Raw genomic sequence first — 17,569 nt, 5'->3', positions numbered from 1 at the left:
CGTCCGCCACCGGACCCTCTGCGAAAGCGACACCATGACCGTCTCCCCCCTCGTCGAGCCGCGCCAGCGCCTCGACGGCCAACTCGGCACCGGCGCCATCGTCTTCATGGTCATCGCCGCGGCCGCTCCGCTCACCGTCATCGGCGGCAACGTCCCCATCGCCATCGGCGCCGGCAACGGGCCGGGCGCGCCGATCGGCTTCGCCCTCGCCGCCGTCATCCTGCTGGTCTTCTCCGTGGGCTTCGTCACCATGACGCCGTTCGTGAAAGAGGCCGGCGCGTTCTTCTCGTACGTGACCGCCGGCCTCGGCTCGCGGCTCGGCCTGGGCTCGGCCTTCACCGCCCTCGTCGCCTACACCGCGATCCAGGTCGGGATCTACGGCTACATGGGCTGGGCCGTCGATGATCTCGTCACATTCTTCGGCGGTCCGAGCCTGCCGTGGTGGCTGTACTCCTTCGTGACGATGGCGATCGTCGCGGTGCTCGGATACCGCCACATCGACCTGAGCGCCAAGGTGCTCGGGGTGGCGCTCGCGCTCGAGATCCTGGTGGTCGTCGTGCTCGACGTGGTCATCTTCGCGACCGGCGGCGCCGACGGCATCGCGCTCGAGACCTTCGACCCGTCGTACGTGTTCTCCGGGGGCATCGGCGTCGCCGTGCTCTTCGCGCTCACCGGATTCATCGGCTTCGAGGCCACGGCGGTCTTCCGCGACGAGGCCCGGAACCCGGAGAAGACCATCCCCCGCGCGACCTACCTCGCCGTCATCATCATCGGCGTGTTCTACGCCATCTCCTGCTGGGCGCTCGTGACCGGTGTCGGCGCGGGCAATGCGGTCGCGGTCGCGCAGCAGACGCTCGCCGGCGAGGGCAACCTGCTGCTCGACACCACGACGCGGTACCTCGGGCCGATCCTGCGCGACGTCGTGCAGGTGCTGCTCATCACGAGCCTGTTCGCGTGCGTGCTGTCGTTCCACAACGTGATCGCCCGCTACCAGTTCACCCTCGCGCAGAAGGCCGTGCTCCCCGCTCGGCTCGGCCGCCGCCACGCATCCCACCACTCGCCCGCGTTCTCGTCCGTCGTGCAGACGATCACCGCCGCGATCCTGCTCGCGGTCCTCGCGCTCCTCGGACTCGACCCGCTCGTCGGCGTGTTCGGCTCGATGGCCGGCGTCGCCACCGTCGGCATGGTGCTCCTCATGCTGACGACGTCGATCGCAGTGCTGGTGTTCTTCCTCCGCCGTCCGGAGCTCGCCGCCGGACGCACCCTCGGCGCGAGGGTCTTCCCGATCCTCGCCGTCGTCGGACTCGCCTTCGCGCTCTGGCTGGTGCTGTCGAACTTCACGCTCGTGACCGGCGGAAGCGTCGCCGTGAGCGTGGCACTCGCGCTCATTCCCGTCGCGGCCATGGTGATCGGTATCGTGTTGGGCAGGCGCTTCCGCCTCGACACCCAGCCGGTCGAGGAGACCACGACGGACTGAGTCGCGCCGACCGACACGAGACGGGGGAGCGCGATGGACCTGGCCTCCCCCGCCCTCGGTTCGATCCGCCGCACGACCGCGGTCGACACGGTCAGGGCGCGGATCTCGCTCGCCGTCGAGCTCGGCATGCTCACCCCCGGTCAGCGCCTGCCCGGTCCGGAGGACACGGCGCGGGCATTCGAGGTCAGCGAGATGACCGTGCGTCGGGCATACCGGCAGCTCAGTGACGAGGGTGTCGTGGTTCGACGCCCTGGGCACGCCGGCGGCACGTTCATCGCGGATGCCCCGACGGTCGGCACCGTCGTCGAGATCGACGCGTATCGAGCGGATGCCGCGCATGTGCACGCACTCATCGATCAGCGCGCCACGATCGAGGCTGGACTGGCAGCACTCGTGAGCGCGCGGCCGGATGCGGCAGCGCTGGCGCGCATGGACACCCTGGTCGACGACATGCGGACCGCGGCGGACTGGACCGGCTTCCGCACCGCGGACGCCGCCTTCCACGCCGCACTCGCCGAGGCATCCGGGGTCAGCGGCGCAGCCGAGCTCCACCACCGGGTGTCGCACGAGCTCTACGCCTACTTCATCCCGTACCGGATCGACTACCTCCGCGACTCGAACGAGGAGCACGCACGACTGGTCGACGCCCTCCGCGCGAACGATGCCGCGACCGCGAGCCGCCTCGCCTTCGACCACGTCGCAGAGCTGCACGCCTCGATGTACGTCGGTCTCCCCCGCGCCTGACCCCGCCGCTCGCCCCCGTGGGCGGGGTCGGCTCGACGGCCGCCCGTTCACAATTCAGCAAGAACGGCGGCGGGTGCCGCAGACCGCCGCGCCCTCATGCGCATCGCGGTCGGCGGCGACGAGTTCTTGCTGAATTGTGAACCGTGGTCGGCGGGGAGCGACCGCGCGATCACGCTGGCGCTCGTCGGACTGGTGTTCCTGGCGACGAGGCTCGAGCTGTGGGGGCACGTCGGCGTGGCGATCGACGACCTCGGTGCGGTCGGCCTCGCCCTCTGGGGGCTCGTCGTCACCGCCGCACTCGCCGGCGTCTCGTTCCTCGCCTTCCGGCGGGCCATCCCCTGAGCCGGGTCACCGGTCCGCTCGACGGATGAGGGGGTGTGCGGGAGCGCACCCCCTCATCCGTCTCCGGTGTCCGCCGGGCCGAGCTCAGATCCGATCGTCCGCCGCGAGGATGTCGACCTGCCAGGGGCGGCTGTCCGGGTCGTCACCGTCGTGGGCATCGACGGCCTCGGTCATCACGTCGTTGATGCGCTCGATCAGCGCGTCGAACTCGGCGCCGGTGAGACGCAGCGAGCGCTGGGAGAAGGTGGCGTGGACCTCGGCCGTCCGCCCGCTGATGTACTCGGGCGTCCAGGCGAGGACGCGACGCAGGAGTTCCTGATGCTCGTCCGCGATGGCGCTGACCATCACACCGCTGAGCACCTCGTCGGTCACGGGGCGCTCCGGGCCTCCGAGGCTCAGTGCCTGCCGCCTGGCGGCCCACACCCGGTCGCGGCGGTCGCGGGCGCGCTCCGGTGCCTCATCGATCAGCCCGGCATCCGCGAGCACTCGCAGGTGGAAGCTGACGCTGTTCGCTGCCACGCCGAGCTCCTCGGCGATGTCTGCGGCCCGCAGGTGCTCGCGCAGACGGAAGAGCTGGAGGATCTGGCGCCGCAGCGGATGCGTGTACGCCTTGAGCATCGCCGTCGTCATCCAGACCGGATCGGGCCGCTTCTGCTCCTCGCTCATCCCCCGAGTGTATCCGCGCCCGAAGTTGCGCAATAAGACTTGCGCAACTTCTCTTGCGCATCTACGCTCGACCCATGAGCACCGCACCAGTGAGCACCGCGATCCCACCCCACCGTCTGTGGCGCAACGCCCGCTACGTGACCTGGCTGGTGAGCGACACGAGCAAGGGCCTCGCGGGCGCGCTGTTCGCATTCGCCGTCCCGCTGCTCGCGCTGATCCTGACGAACGACCCGGCGCAGGCAGGGATCATCGGCGGTGCCGGCATGGTCGCGAGGCTCCTCACGACACTCGTCGGCGGCATCCTCGCCGACCGGCATCCGCGCATCGCGCTGATGCTGATCGGATCCATCGCCGGTGTCGTCCTGGCCGGGGTCTTCACCGCGCTCGCGCTCTCCGGCAGCCTGACGTTCCCCATCCTGCTGCTGCTGAACATCCTGCTCGCGGCGCGCAGCGGACTGTTCGACGTGGCCGGTGAGAGCGCCATCAAGGAGATCGTCCCCGAAGACGCCATGGGCCGAGCCCAAGCCGCGAACCAGGGGAGGGATGCTGCGTTGCAGCTCGCCGGCGGACCACTCGGCGGTCTGCTGCTCGGCGTCGGCGGCTGGCTGGTCGGCGTCGTGATGACCCTGTGCCACGTGGTCGCAGCGGTCACCGCCTGGCTGCTCGGGCGTCGCGCCGAACCGGCATCCGCCCCGACCGCCACCGCCGCCGCGGTCCGGCCGAACGCCTGGCGGGAGATGCGCGAGGGGTTCGCGTGGCTGCTCTCACGCTCCGACCTCGGCGGCGTGCTGCTCCTCACCACGATCATCAACCTCGGCTTCAACTCCGCGATCATCACCGTGATCTACGCGCTGCAGCAGGACGGGTACTCCGAGTTGCTGATCGGCACGGTCTCCGCCGCGGCAGGAGTGGCGATGCTGATCGGCGCGTTCGTGGCACCCCTGCTCGTCCCTCGGGTCGGCGCCGGCGTCCTGGCGATCGTCGGGCTCGCGGCAGCCGCAGCCGGAGCCGCCGCGCTCTCGACGGTGACCGAGCCCTGGGCGGTCGCCGTCGTGCTGGGCGCCGCCGTGCTGCTGCTGCCGTCGCTCAACGCCGGGATGATGGGGTACTTCATGGTCGCGACGCCGACGCACCTGCTCGGTCGCGCCAACAGCGCAGCCGGCGTGCTCGGCATGGGCGCGATGCCGCTCGCACCGCTCATCGCCGGGTTCGGCCTGACCCTCGTCGGGCGCCAGGCGACGATCCTCGGATGCGCTGCGCTGTGCCTGCTCGCAGCCGGACTCGCTGTGGGCAATCGGGCGCTGCGCGGACTGCCCGTCGAATCGCGCTGGGCCGAGCACGCGAGACAGTACGAGGTGCGCTGACCGCAGCGCGCGGCGCCCGAGAGCGCGCTGCCTAGAGCGCGCCGGTCAGCGCGGCGATGCCAGCCAACAGCGAGACCAGCGCGAGCACCAGGGCGATGCCGATCAGCACGGCATGCACCTTCAGGAACGTCGTGGCCTTGCCGTTCGCGTCCTTCGCACGCGGATCCTTCGCGACGCGCTTGTAGAACTGCGGCCAGACGATGGCGTTGAAGGCGGCGTTGAGGAACAGCACGATGGCGAGAGGGATCACCCCTCCACGGTATCGGCTGCGGGCCGCGGCATCCGTCGCTCGATTCCTGGACGCAGACATGTATCAGAAAGCTCTTGCCGTGCTCCTGGTAGATGTGATCACAATGGGCTTCATGATCGACGGTGCACCCGGCACCGCTCTCGATCCTGCATCGGATGACGGCCCTGCGCGTTGGCTGCGGGCCGCCGATCTCTTCGACGCATGGCGCGAGGGCGATGGTCGCGCGATGGACGAGCTGGTACGGCTGATGACTCCCGTGCTGTGGCACGTCGTGCGCGCCTACGGGCTGGAGCGGACCCTCGCCGAGGACGTGGTGCAGACCACCTGGCTCCAACTCGTGCGCGGGCACGGCTCCATCGCCGACGCGCGCGCGGTCTCGGCCTGGCTCACCACGACCGCTCGGCGAGAGGCCTGGCGGGTCGGCAAGGCGAACGGCCGCGTCGATACGACCGAATCCGACGACCTGGACGCCCTCCTGCCCGAGCAGCCGTCGGCCGAGGAGCATGCCGCGCTCGGTGAGGAACGGCGTCGGCTCTGGGCGGCGGTGCGGCGTCTGGCCGAACGGTGCCAGCGACTGCTGCGCGTGATCGCCTTCGAAGACCGCCCCGACTACGCGCGCCTCGCCCAGGACCTCGCGATGCCGGTCGGCAGCATCGGGCCGACCAGGGCGCGGTGCCTCGCGAAGCTCCGGGAGCTGCTCGACGCACCCCCGGCGCCGCGGCTGGAGGGACGGACATGAGCGACCACGACGACGCAGCGCTGTTCGCGAGCCTCCGATCGCTCTGGCTCGATGTCGACCCGATGCCGGCAGACCTGATCGACCGCATGGTGGCGGCGGTCGCGGCCGACGGGCTGAACCGCGAATATGCCCTGCTCACACTGGTCGAGGGCCAGCTCGGAGCGGTTCGCGGAGACGCGGATGCGCTGACCCTGCAGTTCAGCGACGGCACCACCAGCATCCTGCTGCACGTGACGACCACGGCATCCGGTCGCCGCCGCGTCGACGGGTGGGTCGACGCGGCCGCGGCCGAGATCGTGCTGACGCAGGGCGAGCGGGAGCGGACGACCGCGCCGGCCGAGACCGGCCGTTTCGCATTCGACGATGTGCCGGCCGGGCTGACGAAGGTGCGTCTGACGACCACGGTCGGCGACGAGCAGCGCACCCTGTCGACGCCGCTGTTCGAGCTGTAGCGGACCCGCCCCGCGGTCCGCACCGGAGAGGATGATCCATGGAGCAACCCAGAGGCTGGAGCTGGCAGGACCGCGCGGAAGGATCGATCCGGCGCGGTTCGGCGCTCGATCCGAGCACGGAGCCGGTCGACGGCATCCGCGCCTATCCGACCGCGTACCTGCCGCAACGCCTGCTGATCATCCGCGACGAGAAGGACCTCGAAGCGTACGACCAGGAGATCCGCACACTCCGCGACGCCGCAGACACCTTCGGCTGGCAGCTCGAGATCGACGACCCCGAACTGGCGGGGCGAGAGCTCGTGCCGGGTGTGCCGGGGTTCCTGCGGGCACGACTCACCACGCCCGACGAACCGGTGCGCGGCGAGTCGCCGGTCGCTCCGGATGCGTGGCGCGTGCTGCAGCGCGCACGGCGCATGTCTCGGTCGACGATGCCGCGCACCGGCCTCGAGCACGTGCTGTCGATCGATCCGGTCGGGCTCAACCCGTTCAGCCGCACCAACCCGTTCAGCCGGACGAACCCCTTCAGCCGCACCAACCCGGTGCGCGGCGAGGGCGCGGGCGGCAGCGACGACTACCTCGAGCCCGGACGCGGCGCACGGCAGCCGGTCACCTGGATCGGGCCCGCCCCGCGACGCGGACCTGCACCGAAGCGAGGACGCCGTCCGGTCGTCGCGGTGCTCGACACGGGCTGCGGCGTGCACGACTGGCTGCCGGACGACATCGTGACGAGACACGTGACCCTCGACGGCGTGCCGGTGGGGCTCACCGACGACGCCGACCCTGAGCGCTACCCCGACCTGTACGGGCAGCTCGACGGCGAGATCGATGCGGTCGCAGGGCACGGCACGTTCATCGCCGGCATCATCAGACAGACCGCCCCTGACGCCGACATCCTCTCGGTGCGGGTCGCCGGCGCCCTCGGCGTGATCGACGAGGGCACGCTGCTCGGCACGATCGCGCAGGTCGTCGAGCTGCTGCGCCGCTACCGCGAGGACCCGAAGACGGGGCATCCGATCGACGTGCTGAACCTGTCCCTCGGGTACTACCACGAGACCCCGGTCGACGGGCTCTTCAGCCGCACCCTGTTCGCCCTGCTCGCGAAGGCGCGGGAGCTGGGCTGCGTGGTGGTGTGCTCGGCGGGCAACGATGCGATCGACCGGCCGTCATTCCCGGCGTCCCTGTGGCCGTGGCCCGGATCGGACAACGGCATCGCGCCCGACAGCGGCGCACCGCACGTCTCGGTCGGGGCCCTGAACCCGTCGTCGCGCTCGGTCGCCCTGTTCTCGAACGTCGGCCCCTGGGTGCAGATCTACGCGCCGGGGGCGGCGATCGTCAGCACCTCGCCCGCCTTCGTCGGCGGCGCGCAGGCGACGACCAGGGCCGACGTCGACGGCCTCCGCCGCGAAACCATCGACCCCGACGACTACCGCGGCGGCTTCTCGGTCTGGAGCGGCACCTCGTTCGCGGCACCGTACGTCGCAGGACGCATCGCGGCCCACCTGGGCAGCGTCGCAGTCGGCGGCGTGAGCGCGGACGCCGCGACCGATGCCGTGCAGGCGGTGATGGCGACGCTGCCGGCGCCGGTCGAGTAGGGCCGAGGCATCCGTCCGTCCTGTGGGTTGCGCGACCTGTGGGGTGCGCCACCTGCAGGATGATCGGCGACCTCCAGGAGAGATCCCCGGGGGATGCTCCTGCAGGTGGCCGATACTCCTGCACGTCGCGGCGATGCGTCGCGGCCGACACGTCGAACGGATGCCGCGGGAGGCGCCCCTTCCGCACGAGCGCGGGGCACGGCATCCTGGGGGGATGCCCCTGTCCGCGAGCGAGCTGCACCGGCGCGGCGTCGAGGCGGCCAACGCACGACGATTCGCGGCTGCGCGGCGTGCGCTCGGCACGGCATCCGACCGGACGGATGACCCCGACCTCAGGGCGCGCATCGACGGGACCATGGCGTACGTGCTCGCGCAGACCGGGCGTCCGACCGAGGCGGAGGCACTGTGCCGTGAGGCGCTCGACCGGCCAGGGCTGAGCGTCGAGACCACCTCGGTGCTCAGTGGGCAGCTGGGCACGCTCCTCATGCACGCCGGACGACTCGCCGAGGCCGAGGCTGCACTCACGCAGGCGATCGAGGCGATCCGCGAGGAGAGCACCGAGCTCGCGAACTTCCTGATGAACCGTTCGATCGTGCGGATGCAGCAGCACGACCTCGACGCGTGCGTCACCGATCTGCAGCGCGCCGTCGCGGTGTACGAGGCGAACGGCGACGCTGAGCCCCTCGCCGAAGCGCGGCACAACCTCGGCTATGCCGCGCTGCTCGGCGGCGACCTGGTGACGGCGCTGGCGCTGATGACCCGCTCGCGGCCGACGCTCGCCGCGATCAGCGACCTCGCCGCAGCCATCAGCGATCTCGACCGGGCCGAGGTGCTGCGCGATGCCGGGCTCACCACCGAGGCCGAGGCGCTGCTAGCGCAGGTCGCGGTGCAGTTCGGTGCGCAGCGGATGCGGCAGGCGCGCGGCGAGGCCGAGTTCCATCTCGCGCGGTCGCTGCTGCGCCACGATGCCCCGGAGGCCGAGCGCGTCGCGCGCACGGCTGCCCGCCGGTTCACCTCGCTGGGCAGCGCCGGGTGGGCGGCGCGCGCCGAAGCGGTGCGGCTCGAGGCCAGGGCGCGCGCGACACCAGGGTCCGCGCCACACGCCGACGAGATCGCTGCGGCGGCGACCGCGCTCGACCGCGGCGGGTTCCGCACCGAGGCGACCGCGCTGCGACTGACCGCGCTGCGCACGAGTCGGGGACGGATGCCGCGGATCGCCGACGATGCCCCTGCACCCCTGCGGCTCCGAGCGCAGGAGGTGCGTGCGGCGCGGGCGGCATCGTCCGGTCGCACCGGTGACGCGCTCCAGGCGGCGGCATCCGGGCTCGATCTGCTCACGACCTGGCAGCAGTCCTTCGGCGCCCTCGACCTGCAGGCCTCGCTCGCGATGCACGGCACCGATCTCGTGTTCGCGGGGCTCAGCGCTGCCGCTCGCACCAGGGACCCTGCGACGGTGTTCGCCTGGTCGGAGCGGGCGAGGCATCTCAGTCAGCAGGTGGCACCGCTGCGCCCTCCGCACGATGAGGATCTCGCGGCAGACCTCGCCGAGCTGCGGATGCTGCGCGCCGACCTCGCCGGCCACGACTGGACGACCGACGCCCGCGTGCGGGTGCTGCGCGACCGGGTGCGCGAGCGGCAGTGGTCGTCGACCGGCACCGGCGGAACGCGCGGCCGTCTCGACCTCGGCGCCGCGATGTCGCAGCTCGACGGGCAGACGGCAGTGCTCTCGTACGTGTACACGGGGTCGGCCCTGCACGCCGTCGTGGTGACGGCAGGCGGCGCCGAGATCGTGGACCTCGGGTGGCCGCGCGTGCAGACCGCGCTCGACGGGCTCCGCGCCGATCTCGACATGGCCGCGCTCACCCGTGGCGGCCCGATGTCGACCGTGATCGACCGGTCGCTCGACGCCCGACTGCGGCTGCTCGACGCCGAGCTGCTCGCCCCCGCCCGCGCGGCTGCGGGCGGTGCGCGGCGCCTCGTCGTCACGGTGCCGGGAATCCTCGCCGGCGTGCCGTGGGCGATGCTGCCCGGCATGCACGGCACGCCGTTCACGCTCGCGACCTCGGTCTCTCGGTGGGTCGACGACGCACCGCCGTCTCGGCGGAGCAGCACGGCGGCGACACCGCCGCAGCACGTCGGTTTCGCGGCCGGACCACGAGTGCCGCGCGCCGACGAGGAGATCCGGCGGGCTACTGAGGCGTGGACCGGGTCGGGCACCGCGCCGCGCCTGCTCGACGGCGAACACGCCACGGTGTCGGCGGTGACCGCGGTCGCGAGCGATGTCGACCTGCTGCACATCGCCGCGCACGGTCGTCACGCCGTCGACAACCCGCTGTTCTCGGGGTTCGAGCTCGCCGACGGCACCCTGTTCGGCTACGACGTCGATCTGATCCGCCGCACGCCGAAGACCGTCATCCTGTCTGCGTGCGAGCTCGGGCGCTCCTCGGTGCGCTGGGGCGAAGAGGCCCTGGGGATGACGCGGGTGTGGTTGCACGCCGGCACGAGCTGCGTGATCGCGGCCCCGGTCGTGGTCGCCGACGACGTCGCGTGCGAGCTGCTCGGCGCCGTGCACGACGAACTCGCCGCCGGCGCCGCACCCGCGGAGGCGCTCGCCTCGGCATCCGTCTCGACCGGGCATCGAGCCCCGTTCCAGAGCCACGGCAGCGGATTCTGAACTTTTTCTCCATTCGCTGTATCAGCGGGCGGGATCATCGCTCCTGATGTTCGGAAGGTGCTGATGCGAAGGGCTTCGGAGGTTTCGAGGCGCGAGGGAGGCGCAGTCGACTGGGGAATCCGCGATCTGGGGAACGCGGGCAGACAACAACACCGACTTCGGAGGGTGGCCGCAGACCGCGGCACTCCGCAGGGCTTCGACGATATCGGGGGCGTCGGGGCCCTGCGGAGCACCCGTCCGAATCGGACGGGTGCCGGCAGTCAGTCGGCGAGCAGGACCTCGTAGCCGGCCGCCCGCAGCGCGGCGATGGCCTCAGCATCCGCCCCTGCATCTGTCAGCACGGTCGGGAACAGCTCGACGCCGCCGACCGCCGCGAAGGCCGCGACCCCGAGCTTGCTGCTGTCGGTCACGACCACGGCGCGACGCGCGCGTTCCGCCATCATGCGGTTCACGGCCGCCTCGCGCTCGTCGTGGGTGCTCGCGCCGGAGAGCGCATCCATGCCGTTCACGCCGATGAAGGCGATGTCGAGGCGTACACCGCGCAGCAGCTGCTCGACGAACGGTCCGACGAGCTCGTAGCTGCGGGAGTGGATCACGCCACCGGTCACGACGACCTTGATCTCAGGGCGGGTGGCGAGCTGGGCGGCGATGTTGACCGCGTTCGTCACGACCGTGATGCCGGCGCCCGCGGCCAGGTCGTCACGGGCCGCGAGGGCTGCGGCGATCGCAGTGGTCGTCGTGCCACCGGAGAGTCCGACCACCATGCCAGGCGCGACGAGTTCGGCCGCTGCCTGAGCGATGCGCTCCTTCTGCTCGGTGCGCAGGTGGCTCTTGTACCGGATGGGCAGCTCGTAGGCGACGGTCTGCGCGACCGCGCCGCCGTGCGTCCTGGTGAGCAGTCGCTGCTCGGCGAGCGAGTCGAGATCGCGTCGGGTGGTCGCCGGCGATGCCCCGAAGCGGGCGACGAGGTCGTCGACCGTCACCTCTCCCCCGTCGGCGAGGAGGTCGAGGATGGCGTTGAGCCGCGACGCGCGCTTCATCCCGCCACCGTATCGCCCCCGGCAGCGGCGAACAGACACAGCAGCCGTGCGGCCTCAGCGGCGAGCGCGTCGCGCGCGGGGGTGAGGTACTTCCGCGAATCGACGAGGGTAGCATCGGCGGCGAGCTTCTCGCGGATCGCCCTGGTGAAGAAGCCGTTCAGATGCGTCGAGACGTTGATCTTCGTCATGCCGGCGCGCACGGCCGCGGCGATCTCGTCGTCGGCGACCCCGGACGAGCCGTGCAGCACGAGCGGCACCGGGAGCGCCTCGCGCAGTCGGGCGATCAGTTCGAGATCGAGGGATGCCGTGCGATCGGTCATGGCGTGCGAGGAGCCGACGGCCACGGCGAGGGCATCGACCCCGGTCGCAGCGACGAACGCCCTGGCCTCGTCCGGGTCGGTCCGAACGCCCGGCGCGTGCGCGCCGTCCTTGCCGCCGACCTCACCGAGCTCGCCCTCGATGAAGACGCCGGCCGCCCGAGCGCGCGCCGCGACCTCGGCGGTCAGTGCCACGTTCTCGTCGTAGGGCAGCGCGCCGCCGTCGAACATCACCGAGCCGAAGCCGAGTGCGATGGCCTCATCGACGAGCTCCGGTCGCTCTGCGTGGTCGAGGTGCACGGCGACCGGCGTCTGCGCGCGCCGGGCCACGGCGAGCGTCGCGAGCGCGATCGGCTCGAGGCCACCGTGGTAGTCGGCGCAGTTCTGCGAGATCTGCAGGATCACGGGCAGCCCGGCGAGCTCGGAGGCCCGCACGAGCCCTTCGGCGGTCTCGAGGTGGATCACGTTGAAGGCGCCGATGCCCGTGCCGGCCGCAGCAGCGGTCGAGACGAGATCGTGGGCGGAGACGAGGGTCACGCAGGGTCCTTCCGGAAGGCGGTGGGGTCGGGGCGGGCGACGATGAGGCGCTGCTCGAGTTCGGTCCAGGTGGGGGAGATGTCGCCGGCGAGCGGCATGAGCACCGCTGCCGCTGACCAGGCAGTGGCGCGACGCAGGATGCGCTCGGGGTCGCGCTGCCCTTCGGCGAGCAGGTGTGCGCAGGCGGCGACCGCGGCATCGCCGGCACCGGTCGGGTTGCCTGCCAGGGGCGCGTCGAGTCGCGCGTGCAGGAGATCGGATGCCGTGACCGCCAGCATCCCCTCGGCACCGAGCGAGAGCAGCACGAGTCCGGCGCCGCGGGCGATGAGCGAGCGCGCTGCCTCGATCGGGTCGTCGATGCCGGTGGCCTCGACGAGCTCGGCGGCGTTCGGCTTGAGCACCGCGGCTCCGGCGTCGGCAGCGAGCAGCAGTGCGGGGCCCGAGGTATCGACGATGACGGATGCTCCGGCGTCCTGCCCCACCGTGATGAGCACCGAGAGGAGCGGTTCCGGTGCCTCCGGCGGGAGGCTGCCCGAGATCACGAGCACGGCTGCGCTCGGCACCGCATCGACGACGGCTGCGACCAGTTCGCCCCATTCCGCGTCGCTCGGGTTGCGCCCGCGTTCGTTCACGATCGTGGTGTCGCCGAGTGCGGCGTCGACGACCGCGATGCTGCGCCGCGTCGCGCCTGCGACCGGCACCAGTGAATGCGGCACACCGCTGGCCCGCAGCTCTTCGGCGAACTCCTCGCCGGTGCGGCCACCGACCGTGGTGATCGCCCTGACTGCAGCGCCCTGCGCATGCGCGACCCTGGCCACGTTCAGGCCTTTGCCGCCCGCGCGCGCGGCACCCGCGTCGGCTCGATGCGTGCCGCCGACCGTGAGCCGGTCGACGTGCCAGGTGAGGTCGAGCGCCGGATTCGGCGTGACGGTGAGGATCATGTGAGCTCCCTGGCGCGCAGCGCGGCGCCCATCAGCCCGGCGTTGCCCGAGAGCTCGGCCGGGACCAGCACCGGGAGGCGGTGGAAGCTGAGGCGGGCGGCGAGCCGGGTGCGCAGCTCATCGAACAGCGCGTCGCCCGCCCGCGAGAGCCCGCCGCCGATCACGACGGCTTCCGGCGCGAAGACGGCGGTGAGTTGCGCGAGCGAGAGGGTGAGGGCGTCGAGCGCGGAGTCCCAGATGTCGGATGCCGCCGGCTCCCCCGCCGCTGCGCGGGCGATCACGTCTCGCGCGCCGTCCGGGGTGATCCCGGTGGCGTCGCGGTACCGGCGGGCGATCGCTCCGGCCGAGGCGACTGCTTCCAGGCAGCCGCGAGCGCCGCACGCACAGGTCGGCCCATCGGCGACCGGCGAATGGCCGATCTCGCCCGCATAGCCACCGGCGGTGTACGGCTCGCCGCCGACCAGCAGGGCACCGGCGATCCCGGTGCCGATCACGAGCACGACCGAGTTCTCGTAGGCGCGGGCACCACCGAGGCGATGCTCGGCCCAGCTCGCCGCTCTGACGTCGTGGTCGAACGCCACCGGCACGCCGAGGCGCGCACTCGCGAGGTCGCGGAGCGGTGAGTCGTGCCACCCGAGGTTGCTCGCGAACACGCCGAGTCCGGCATCCGCATCGACGATCCCCGGCACCACGAGCCCTGCCGCCTGCGGCTGCACCTCCGGGTGCTCGGCGCGCACCTCGGCCGCCAGCAGCCCGAGCTGCTCGATCACTGCCGAGGTCTTGTCGCCTTCGACCTGCGGCGTGGGCGATCGACGCAACCCGAGCACGCGGCCATCGGCGTCGAACAACCCCGACTTGATGTCGGTGCCGCCGACGTCGAAGGCGAGCACCGGCGCGCCGGCACCGATCGACCGCACGGATGCGTGCGTTCGCGGCGAGGCGTCGCTCGCCCCCGTGACGTCATCAGGCCTGGTCATCAGCGGTCCCGGTGGTGTGTTCGGTCATGCATCCAGGATGACGGACCGGGTGAGGTTGCGCGGCTGATCGGGGTCGAGCCCGCGTGCGACCGCGCGCTCCAGGGCGACCCGGTGCAACCGAACCAGGTCGGCCAGCGGGTCGATCGGATGCTGCACGAACCGTGCGCCCGTCGCCTCGACCTGCGCGGCCAGCCCATCCGGTGCCTCGCCGAACTGCCAGGTCACCCGACCTGGGGCTGCGATCGCGAGCGGACCGTGCCGGTACTCCATCGACGGGTACGACTCGGTCCACGACTGCGACGACTCGCGCATCTTCAGGGCTGCCTCATGGGCGAGCCCGACCGTCCAGCCGCGTCCGAGGAACGTGTACTGCTCGGCATCGCGCAGCTCGTCGTCGAAGTCCGCGTCGAGCACTGCTGCGGCATCCGCGATCGCGCCGCTGAGGTCTTCGCCGAGGGAGGCCCGGAACAGCGCGAGCGCGGTCGTCGCGAATCGGGTCTGCACGACCGACTGCTCGTCGGCGAAGGGCAGCAGCACCGCCTCGTCGACGAGCGAGACCAGGGGCGACTCGGGATCACCGATCACGCCGATCGTCGGAACGCGGCCCTTGATGCGGTCGACGAGTTCGAGCACCTCGGTCGTGGTGCCCGACCGGGTGAGCGCGACGACGGCGTCGTAGCCGCGGTCGACGAACGATTCGGATGCCGCGAAGGCATCCGTCTCGCCCTGACCGGCCGTCTCACGCAGCGCGGCGTAGGACTGCGCCATGAACCACGACGTGCCGCAGCCGACGACCGCGACGCGCGCACCGGAGGCGGGGAGCAACGCCTGGGCATCGCGAAGATCGGCGGCCGCTGCCCAGGCCTCCGGCTGCGAGGTGAGTTCTGCGCGCATGTGCGCTCCGGGCTGCGGTTCGGTCATCGTGATGCCTTTCGAATCAATCTTTGCGCTTTTGTGATTGTTTGAAGCTTGTTTCGATCATAGTATGACGCTTACGAAGATTCCCTCAAGGAACTTCTTGATTTGTATATGAGCCTGACAAATAATCAGTACGGTTCCACCACGCACCGTCGCGTGAACTGCCCAGCGACTGTGCACCCGCGCCCTCCCCTCCCCGAACGACGAGCCAGCTCCTCACCGAGTGACACCCGCCGGACGGATCGGCAACACCACACAGTGAGGAATGCAACACCCATGAAGAAGTCACTGCGATTCGGAGCGGCGGTCGCTCTTGCGGCCACCGCCACACTCACACTCGCCTCGTGCGGATTCGGCGGCTCGTCCGGCGACAGCGGCGGCGATGCCGGAGGTTCGACCACGATCGACCTCCTCGTCCCGAGCTACTCGGACGGCACCAAGGCCAACTGGGAGACCGTGATCGACGGGTTCGAGAAGGCCAACCCCGACATCAAGGTCAAGCTCGAGGTGCAGTCCTGGGACAACCTCGAGAAGGTCGTCTCCACCAAGATCCAGGCCGGCGAGGCACCGGACATCTACAACGGCGGACCGTTCGCCGGGTTCGTCGGCGACGAGCTCCTCTACCCGGTGAAGGACGTCGTCTCGGACGACACCTACTCGGACTTCCAGGACTCGTTCCTCAAGAACGCCGAGGTCGACGGCACCGCGTACGCGCTGCCGCTCATCGCATCGGCTCGTGCCCTGTTCGTCAACAACGCGCTGCTCGATCAGGCCGGCGTCGAGGCACCGACCGACTGGGACTCGCTGCTGGATGCCGCGACCAAGGTGTCCGCCCTCGGTGGCGGTGTGGCCGGCTACGGCATGCCGCTCGGATCCGAAGAGGCACAGGCAGAGGCGGCCGTGTGGCTGTGGGGCGGCGGCGGATCGTTCGGCGATGCGTCGGAGATCACGATCGACACCCCGGAGAACCTCGTCGGGGCCGAGCAGATCAAGAAGATGATCGACGCCGGTGCGACGCAGGCCGACCCGGGTTCCACGCAGCGTTCGCCGCTGATGGACATCTTCATCCAGGGCAAGATCGGCATGCAGGTCGGCCTCCCGCCGACGGTGGGTCAGATCGAGGAGGGCAACCCCGACCTGGACTACTCCATCGTCCCGATCCCGACCAAGGACGGCTCGCCGTTCACCCTCGGCGTGATGGACCAGCTGATGGCCTTCCAGAACGACGGCGACAAGAAGGAAGCGATCACCAAGTTCTTCGACTACTACTACTCGGCAGACGTGTACGTGCCGTGGGTGCAGGCCGAGGGCTTCCTCCCCGTCACGAAGTCGGGCTCCGAGGCGCTCGCCGGCGAAGAGGCACTCAAGCCCTTCCTCGACGTGCTGCCGGACGCGCAGTTCTACCCGTCGACGAACGCCAGCTGGTCGGCAGCCGACGGCGCGTTCAAGTCGCTGTTCGGTCAGCTCCAGTCGCAGTCCGCGGCTGACGTGCTGAAGCAGATCCAGGCACAGGTCGACGCGGGCTGACGCCTGCCGACCGGGAAGGTTCGAGAACATCATGAGCCAGACGACAGAGTCCTCGAACCAGGCGGGGGCGGCCACCGGCCGCCCCCGCACCCCCAGCGGCGAAGGCCCGGCACGCGGCAAGCCCACCGGAGCCCGCGCCAAGGACCTCCTGCAGGCCCTGCCGTGGATCGGTCCGGCCGTCCTGCTGATCTTCGGGGTCGTGCTCTTCCCCGCGGGCGTGATGTTCTTCAACTCCACCCGCGACATCTCCCTCTCCGGACTCGACAAGGGCTCCGTCGGGTTCGACAACTTCGCCACCGTGTTCGCGTTCGCGGAGTTCTGGCCGATCCTGGGCCGCACGGTCATCTGGGTCGTGTCGGTCGTGCTGTTCACGGTCGTGATCTCGCTCGGACTCGCGCAGATCCTGAACAAGGCGTTCCCCGGGCGCCAGATCGTCCGCATGGCGGTCATCATCCCGTGGGCGGCATCCGTCGTGATGACGACGATGGTCTTCTACTACAGCCTCGAGCCGTACTTCGGGGTGTTCAACAAGTTCCTCTACGACATCGGGCTCTCCGACGACTCCGTCGGCTACGGGTGGACCAAGAACCCCGCCACCGCGTTCGCCTGGTCGATCGTGATCGCCGTGTTCGTGTCGCTCCCGTTCACGACGTACACGATCCTCGCCGGCCTGCAGTCGGTGCCGGCGGATGCGATCGAGGCCGCGAAGATGGACGGCGCCGGCCCCGCGCGCACCTACTGGTCGATCATCCTGCCGCAGCTGCGCAGCGCCCTGGCGGTGGCGATCCTGATCAACATCATCAACGTGTTCAACTCGCTGCCGATCCTCAAGGTGATGACCGGCTCGATCCCCGGCTACGGTGCCGACACGATCATGACCCTGATCTTCAAGTACATCGAGCTGCAGAAGAAGGTCGATGTCGCCAGCGCCCTGTCGGTGATCGCGTTCCTGATCGTGATCCTGATCGTCGCCGCCTACGTGAAGATCGTCAAGCCCATGAAGGAGGTCTGA

Annotated in this window: 17 protein-coding genes; 10 read left to right on the top strand and 7 right to left on the bottom strand. The window is 70.7% G+C overall.

The features are described from left to right. Positions 1–34 precede the first annotated feature (34 nt). From RS83_RS01670 to RS83_RS01660, 3 genes are all read left to right on the top strand, one after another. Positions 35–1,477, top strand: coding sequence for an APC family permease (locus RS83_RS01670; RefSeq protein WP_045277767.1), 1,443 nt, complete (start codon positions 35–37; stop codon positions 1,475–1,477). A 33-nt stretch (positions 1,478–1,510) separates the two neighbouring features. Further along, positions 1,511–2,221 (top strand): FadR/GntR family transcriptional regulator, encoded by a 711-nt coding sequence (locus tag RS83_RS01665; RefSeq protein WP_045277766.1) that lies wholly within the window; start codon positions 1,511–1,513, stop codon positions 2,219–2,221. 96 nt (positions 2,222–2,317) lie between these two features. After that, positions 2,318–2,563: a hypothetical protein gene (locus RS83_RS01660; RefSeq protein ID WP_045277765.1), complete on the top strand. Its 246-nt coding sequence runs from the start codon at positions 2,318–2,320 to the stop codon at positions 2,561–2,563. A gap of 84 nt (positions 2,564–2,647) precedes the next feature. Here RS83_RS01660 and RS83_RS01655 read toward each other — a convergent pair whose 3' ends face one another. Continuing rightward, positions 2,648–3,229 (bottom strand): winged helix-turn-helix domain-containing protein, encoded by a 582-nt coding sequence (locus tag RS83_RS01655; protein ID WP_045277764.1) that lies wholly within the window; start codon positions 3,227–3,229, stop codon positions 2,648–2,650. Between the two features lie 74 nt (positions 3,230–3,303). On the opposite strand from RS83_RS01655, the gene RS83_RS01650 reads away from it, so the two are divergent. Then, positions 3,304–4,593: an MFS transporter gene (locus RS83_RS01650; RefSeq protein ID WP_231587705.1), complete on the top strand. Its 1,290-nt coding sequence runs from the start codon at positions 3,304–3,306 to the stop codon at positions 4,591–4,593. Positions 4,594–4,624: 31 nt separating this feature from the next. On the opposite strand, the gene RS83_RS01645 is transcribed toward RS83_RS01650, so the two are convergent. After that, positions 4,625–4,843, bottom strand: coding sequence for an SCO4848 family membrane protein (locus tag RS83_RS01645; RefSeq protein WP_045277762.1), 219 nt, complete (start codon positions 4,841–4,843; stop codon positions 4,625–4,627). A 112-nt stretch (positions 4,844–4,955) separates the two neighbouring features. Here RS83_RS01645 and RS83_RS01640 point away from each other — a divergent pair, with 112 nt between their 5' ends. The 4 genes from RS83_RS01640 to RS83_RS01625 all read left to right on the top strand — a co-directional run bounded on the left by RS83_RS01640 (position 4,956) and on the right by RS83_RS01625 (position 10,300). Next, positions 4,956–5,582: an RNA polymerase sigma factor gene (locus RS83_RS01640; protein ID WP_230114777.1), complete on the top strand. Its 627-nt coding sequence runs from the start codon at positions 4,956–4,958 to the stop codon at positions 5,580–5,582. Further along, positions 5,579–6,034, top strand: a complete 456-nt coding sequence (locus tag RS83_RS01635; RefSeq protein ID WP_045277760.1) for a hypothetical protein — start codon at positions 5,579–5,581, stop codon at positions 6,032–6,034. Before RS83_RS01640 ends, RS83_RS01635 begins: the two co-directional genes overlap by 4 nt. Positions 6,035–6,072: 38 nt before the next feature. Further along, entirely contained in the window at positions 6,073–7,626 is a 1,554-nt protein-coding gene (locus RS83_RS01630) for a S8 family peptidase (RefSeq protein ID WP_045277759.1), read from the top strand. A gap of 214 nt (positions 7,627–7,840) precedes the next feature. Then, a complete protein-coding gene (locus RS83_RS01625) occupies positions 7,841–10,300 on the top strand; it encodes a CHAT domain-containing protein (RefSeq protein ID WP_045277758.1) in 2,460 nt (819 codons plus the stop codon). 260 nt (positions 10,301–10,560) lie between these two features. On the opposite strand, the gene RS83_RS01620 is transcribed toward RS83_RS01625, so the two are convergent. The 5 genes from RS83_RS01620 to RS83_RS01600 are packed head-to-tail and all read right to left on the bottom strand — an operon-like array spanning position 10,561 to position 15,033. Further along, positions 10,561–11,340: a DeoR/GlpR family DNA-binding transcription regulator gene (locus tag RS83_RS01620; RefSeq protein WP_045277757.1), complete on the bottom strand. Its 780-nt coding sequence runs from the start codon at positions 11,338–11,340 to the stop codon at positions 10,561–10,563. Further along, on the bottom strand, positions 11,337–12,194 hold the full coding sequence (locus RS83_RS01615; protein ID WP_045277756.1) for a class II fructose-bisphosphate aldolase: 858 nt from the start codon (positions 12,192–12,194) through the stop codon (positions 11,337–11,339). The genes RS83_RS01620 and RS83_RS01615 overlap by 4 nt, the downstream gene beginning before the upstream one ends. Then, a complete protein-coding gene (locus RS83_RS01610) occupies positions 12,191–13,135 on the bottom strand; it encodes a 1-phosphofructokinase family hexose kinase (protein WP_045277755.1) in 945 nt (314 codons plus the stop codon). The genes RS83_RS01615 and RS83_RS01610 overlap by 4 nt, the downstream gene beginning before the upstream one ends. After that, a complete protein-coding gene (locus RS83_RS01605) occupies positions 13,132–14,112 on the bottom strand; it encodes an ROK family protein (protein WP_082071471.1) in 981 nt (326 codons plus the stop codon). The genes RS83_RS01610 and RS83_RS01605 overlap by 4 nt, the downstream gene beginning before the upstream one ends. Positions 14,113–14,136: 24 nt before the next feature. After that, positions 14,137–15,033: an SIS domain-containing protein gene (locus RS83_RS01600; RefSeq protein ID WP_045277754.1), complete on the bottom strand. Its 897-nt coding sequence runs from the start codon at positions 15,031–15,033 to the stop codon at positions 14,137–14,139. A 273-nt stretch (positions 15,034–15,306) separates the two neighbouring features. Here RS83_RS01600 and RS83_RS01595 point away from each other — a divergent pair, with 273 nt between their 5' ends. Both RS83_RS01595 and RS83_RS01590 read left to right on the top strand, forming a co-directional pair. Next, entirely contained in the window at positions 15,307–16,557 is a 1,251-nt protein-coding gene (locus RS83_RS01595) for an extracellular solute-binding protein (RefSeq protein ID WP_045277753.1), read from the top strand. A 31-nt stretch (positions 16,558–16,588) separates the two neighbouring features. Next, positions 16,589–17,569, top strand: a complete 981-nt coding sequence (locus RS83_RS01590) for a carbohydrate ABC transporter permease (protein ID WP_082071470.1) — start codon at positions 16,589–16,591, stop codon at positions 17,567–17,569.

This window comes from Microbacterium oxydans (assembly GCF_000956525.1).
GTDB classification, from domain to species: domain Bacteria; phylum Actinomycetota; class Actinomycetes; order Actinomycetales; family Microbacteriaceae; genus Microbacterium; species Microbacterium oxydans_A.
Note: the sequence above shows the minus strand (reverse complement) of the source record. Positions and strands in the feature narration are given on the sequence as shown.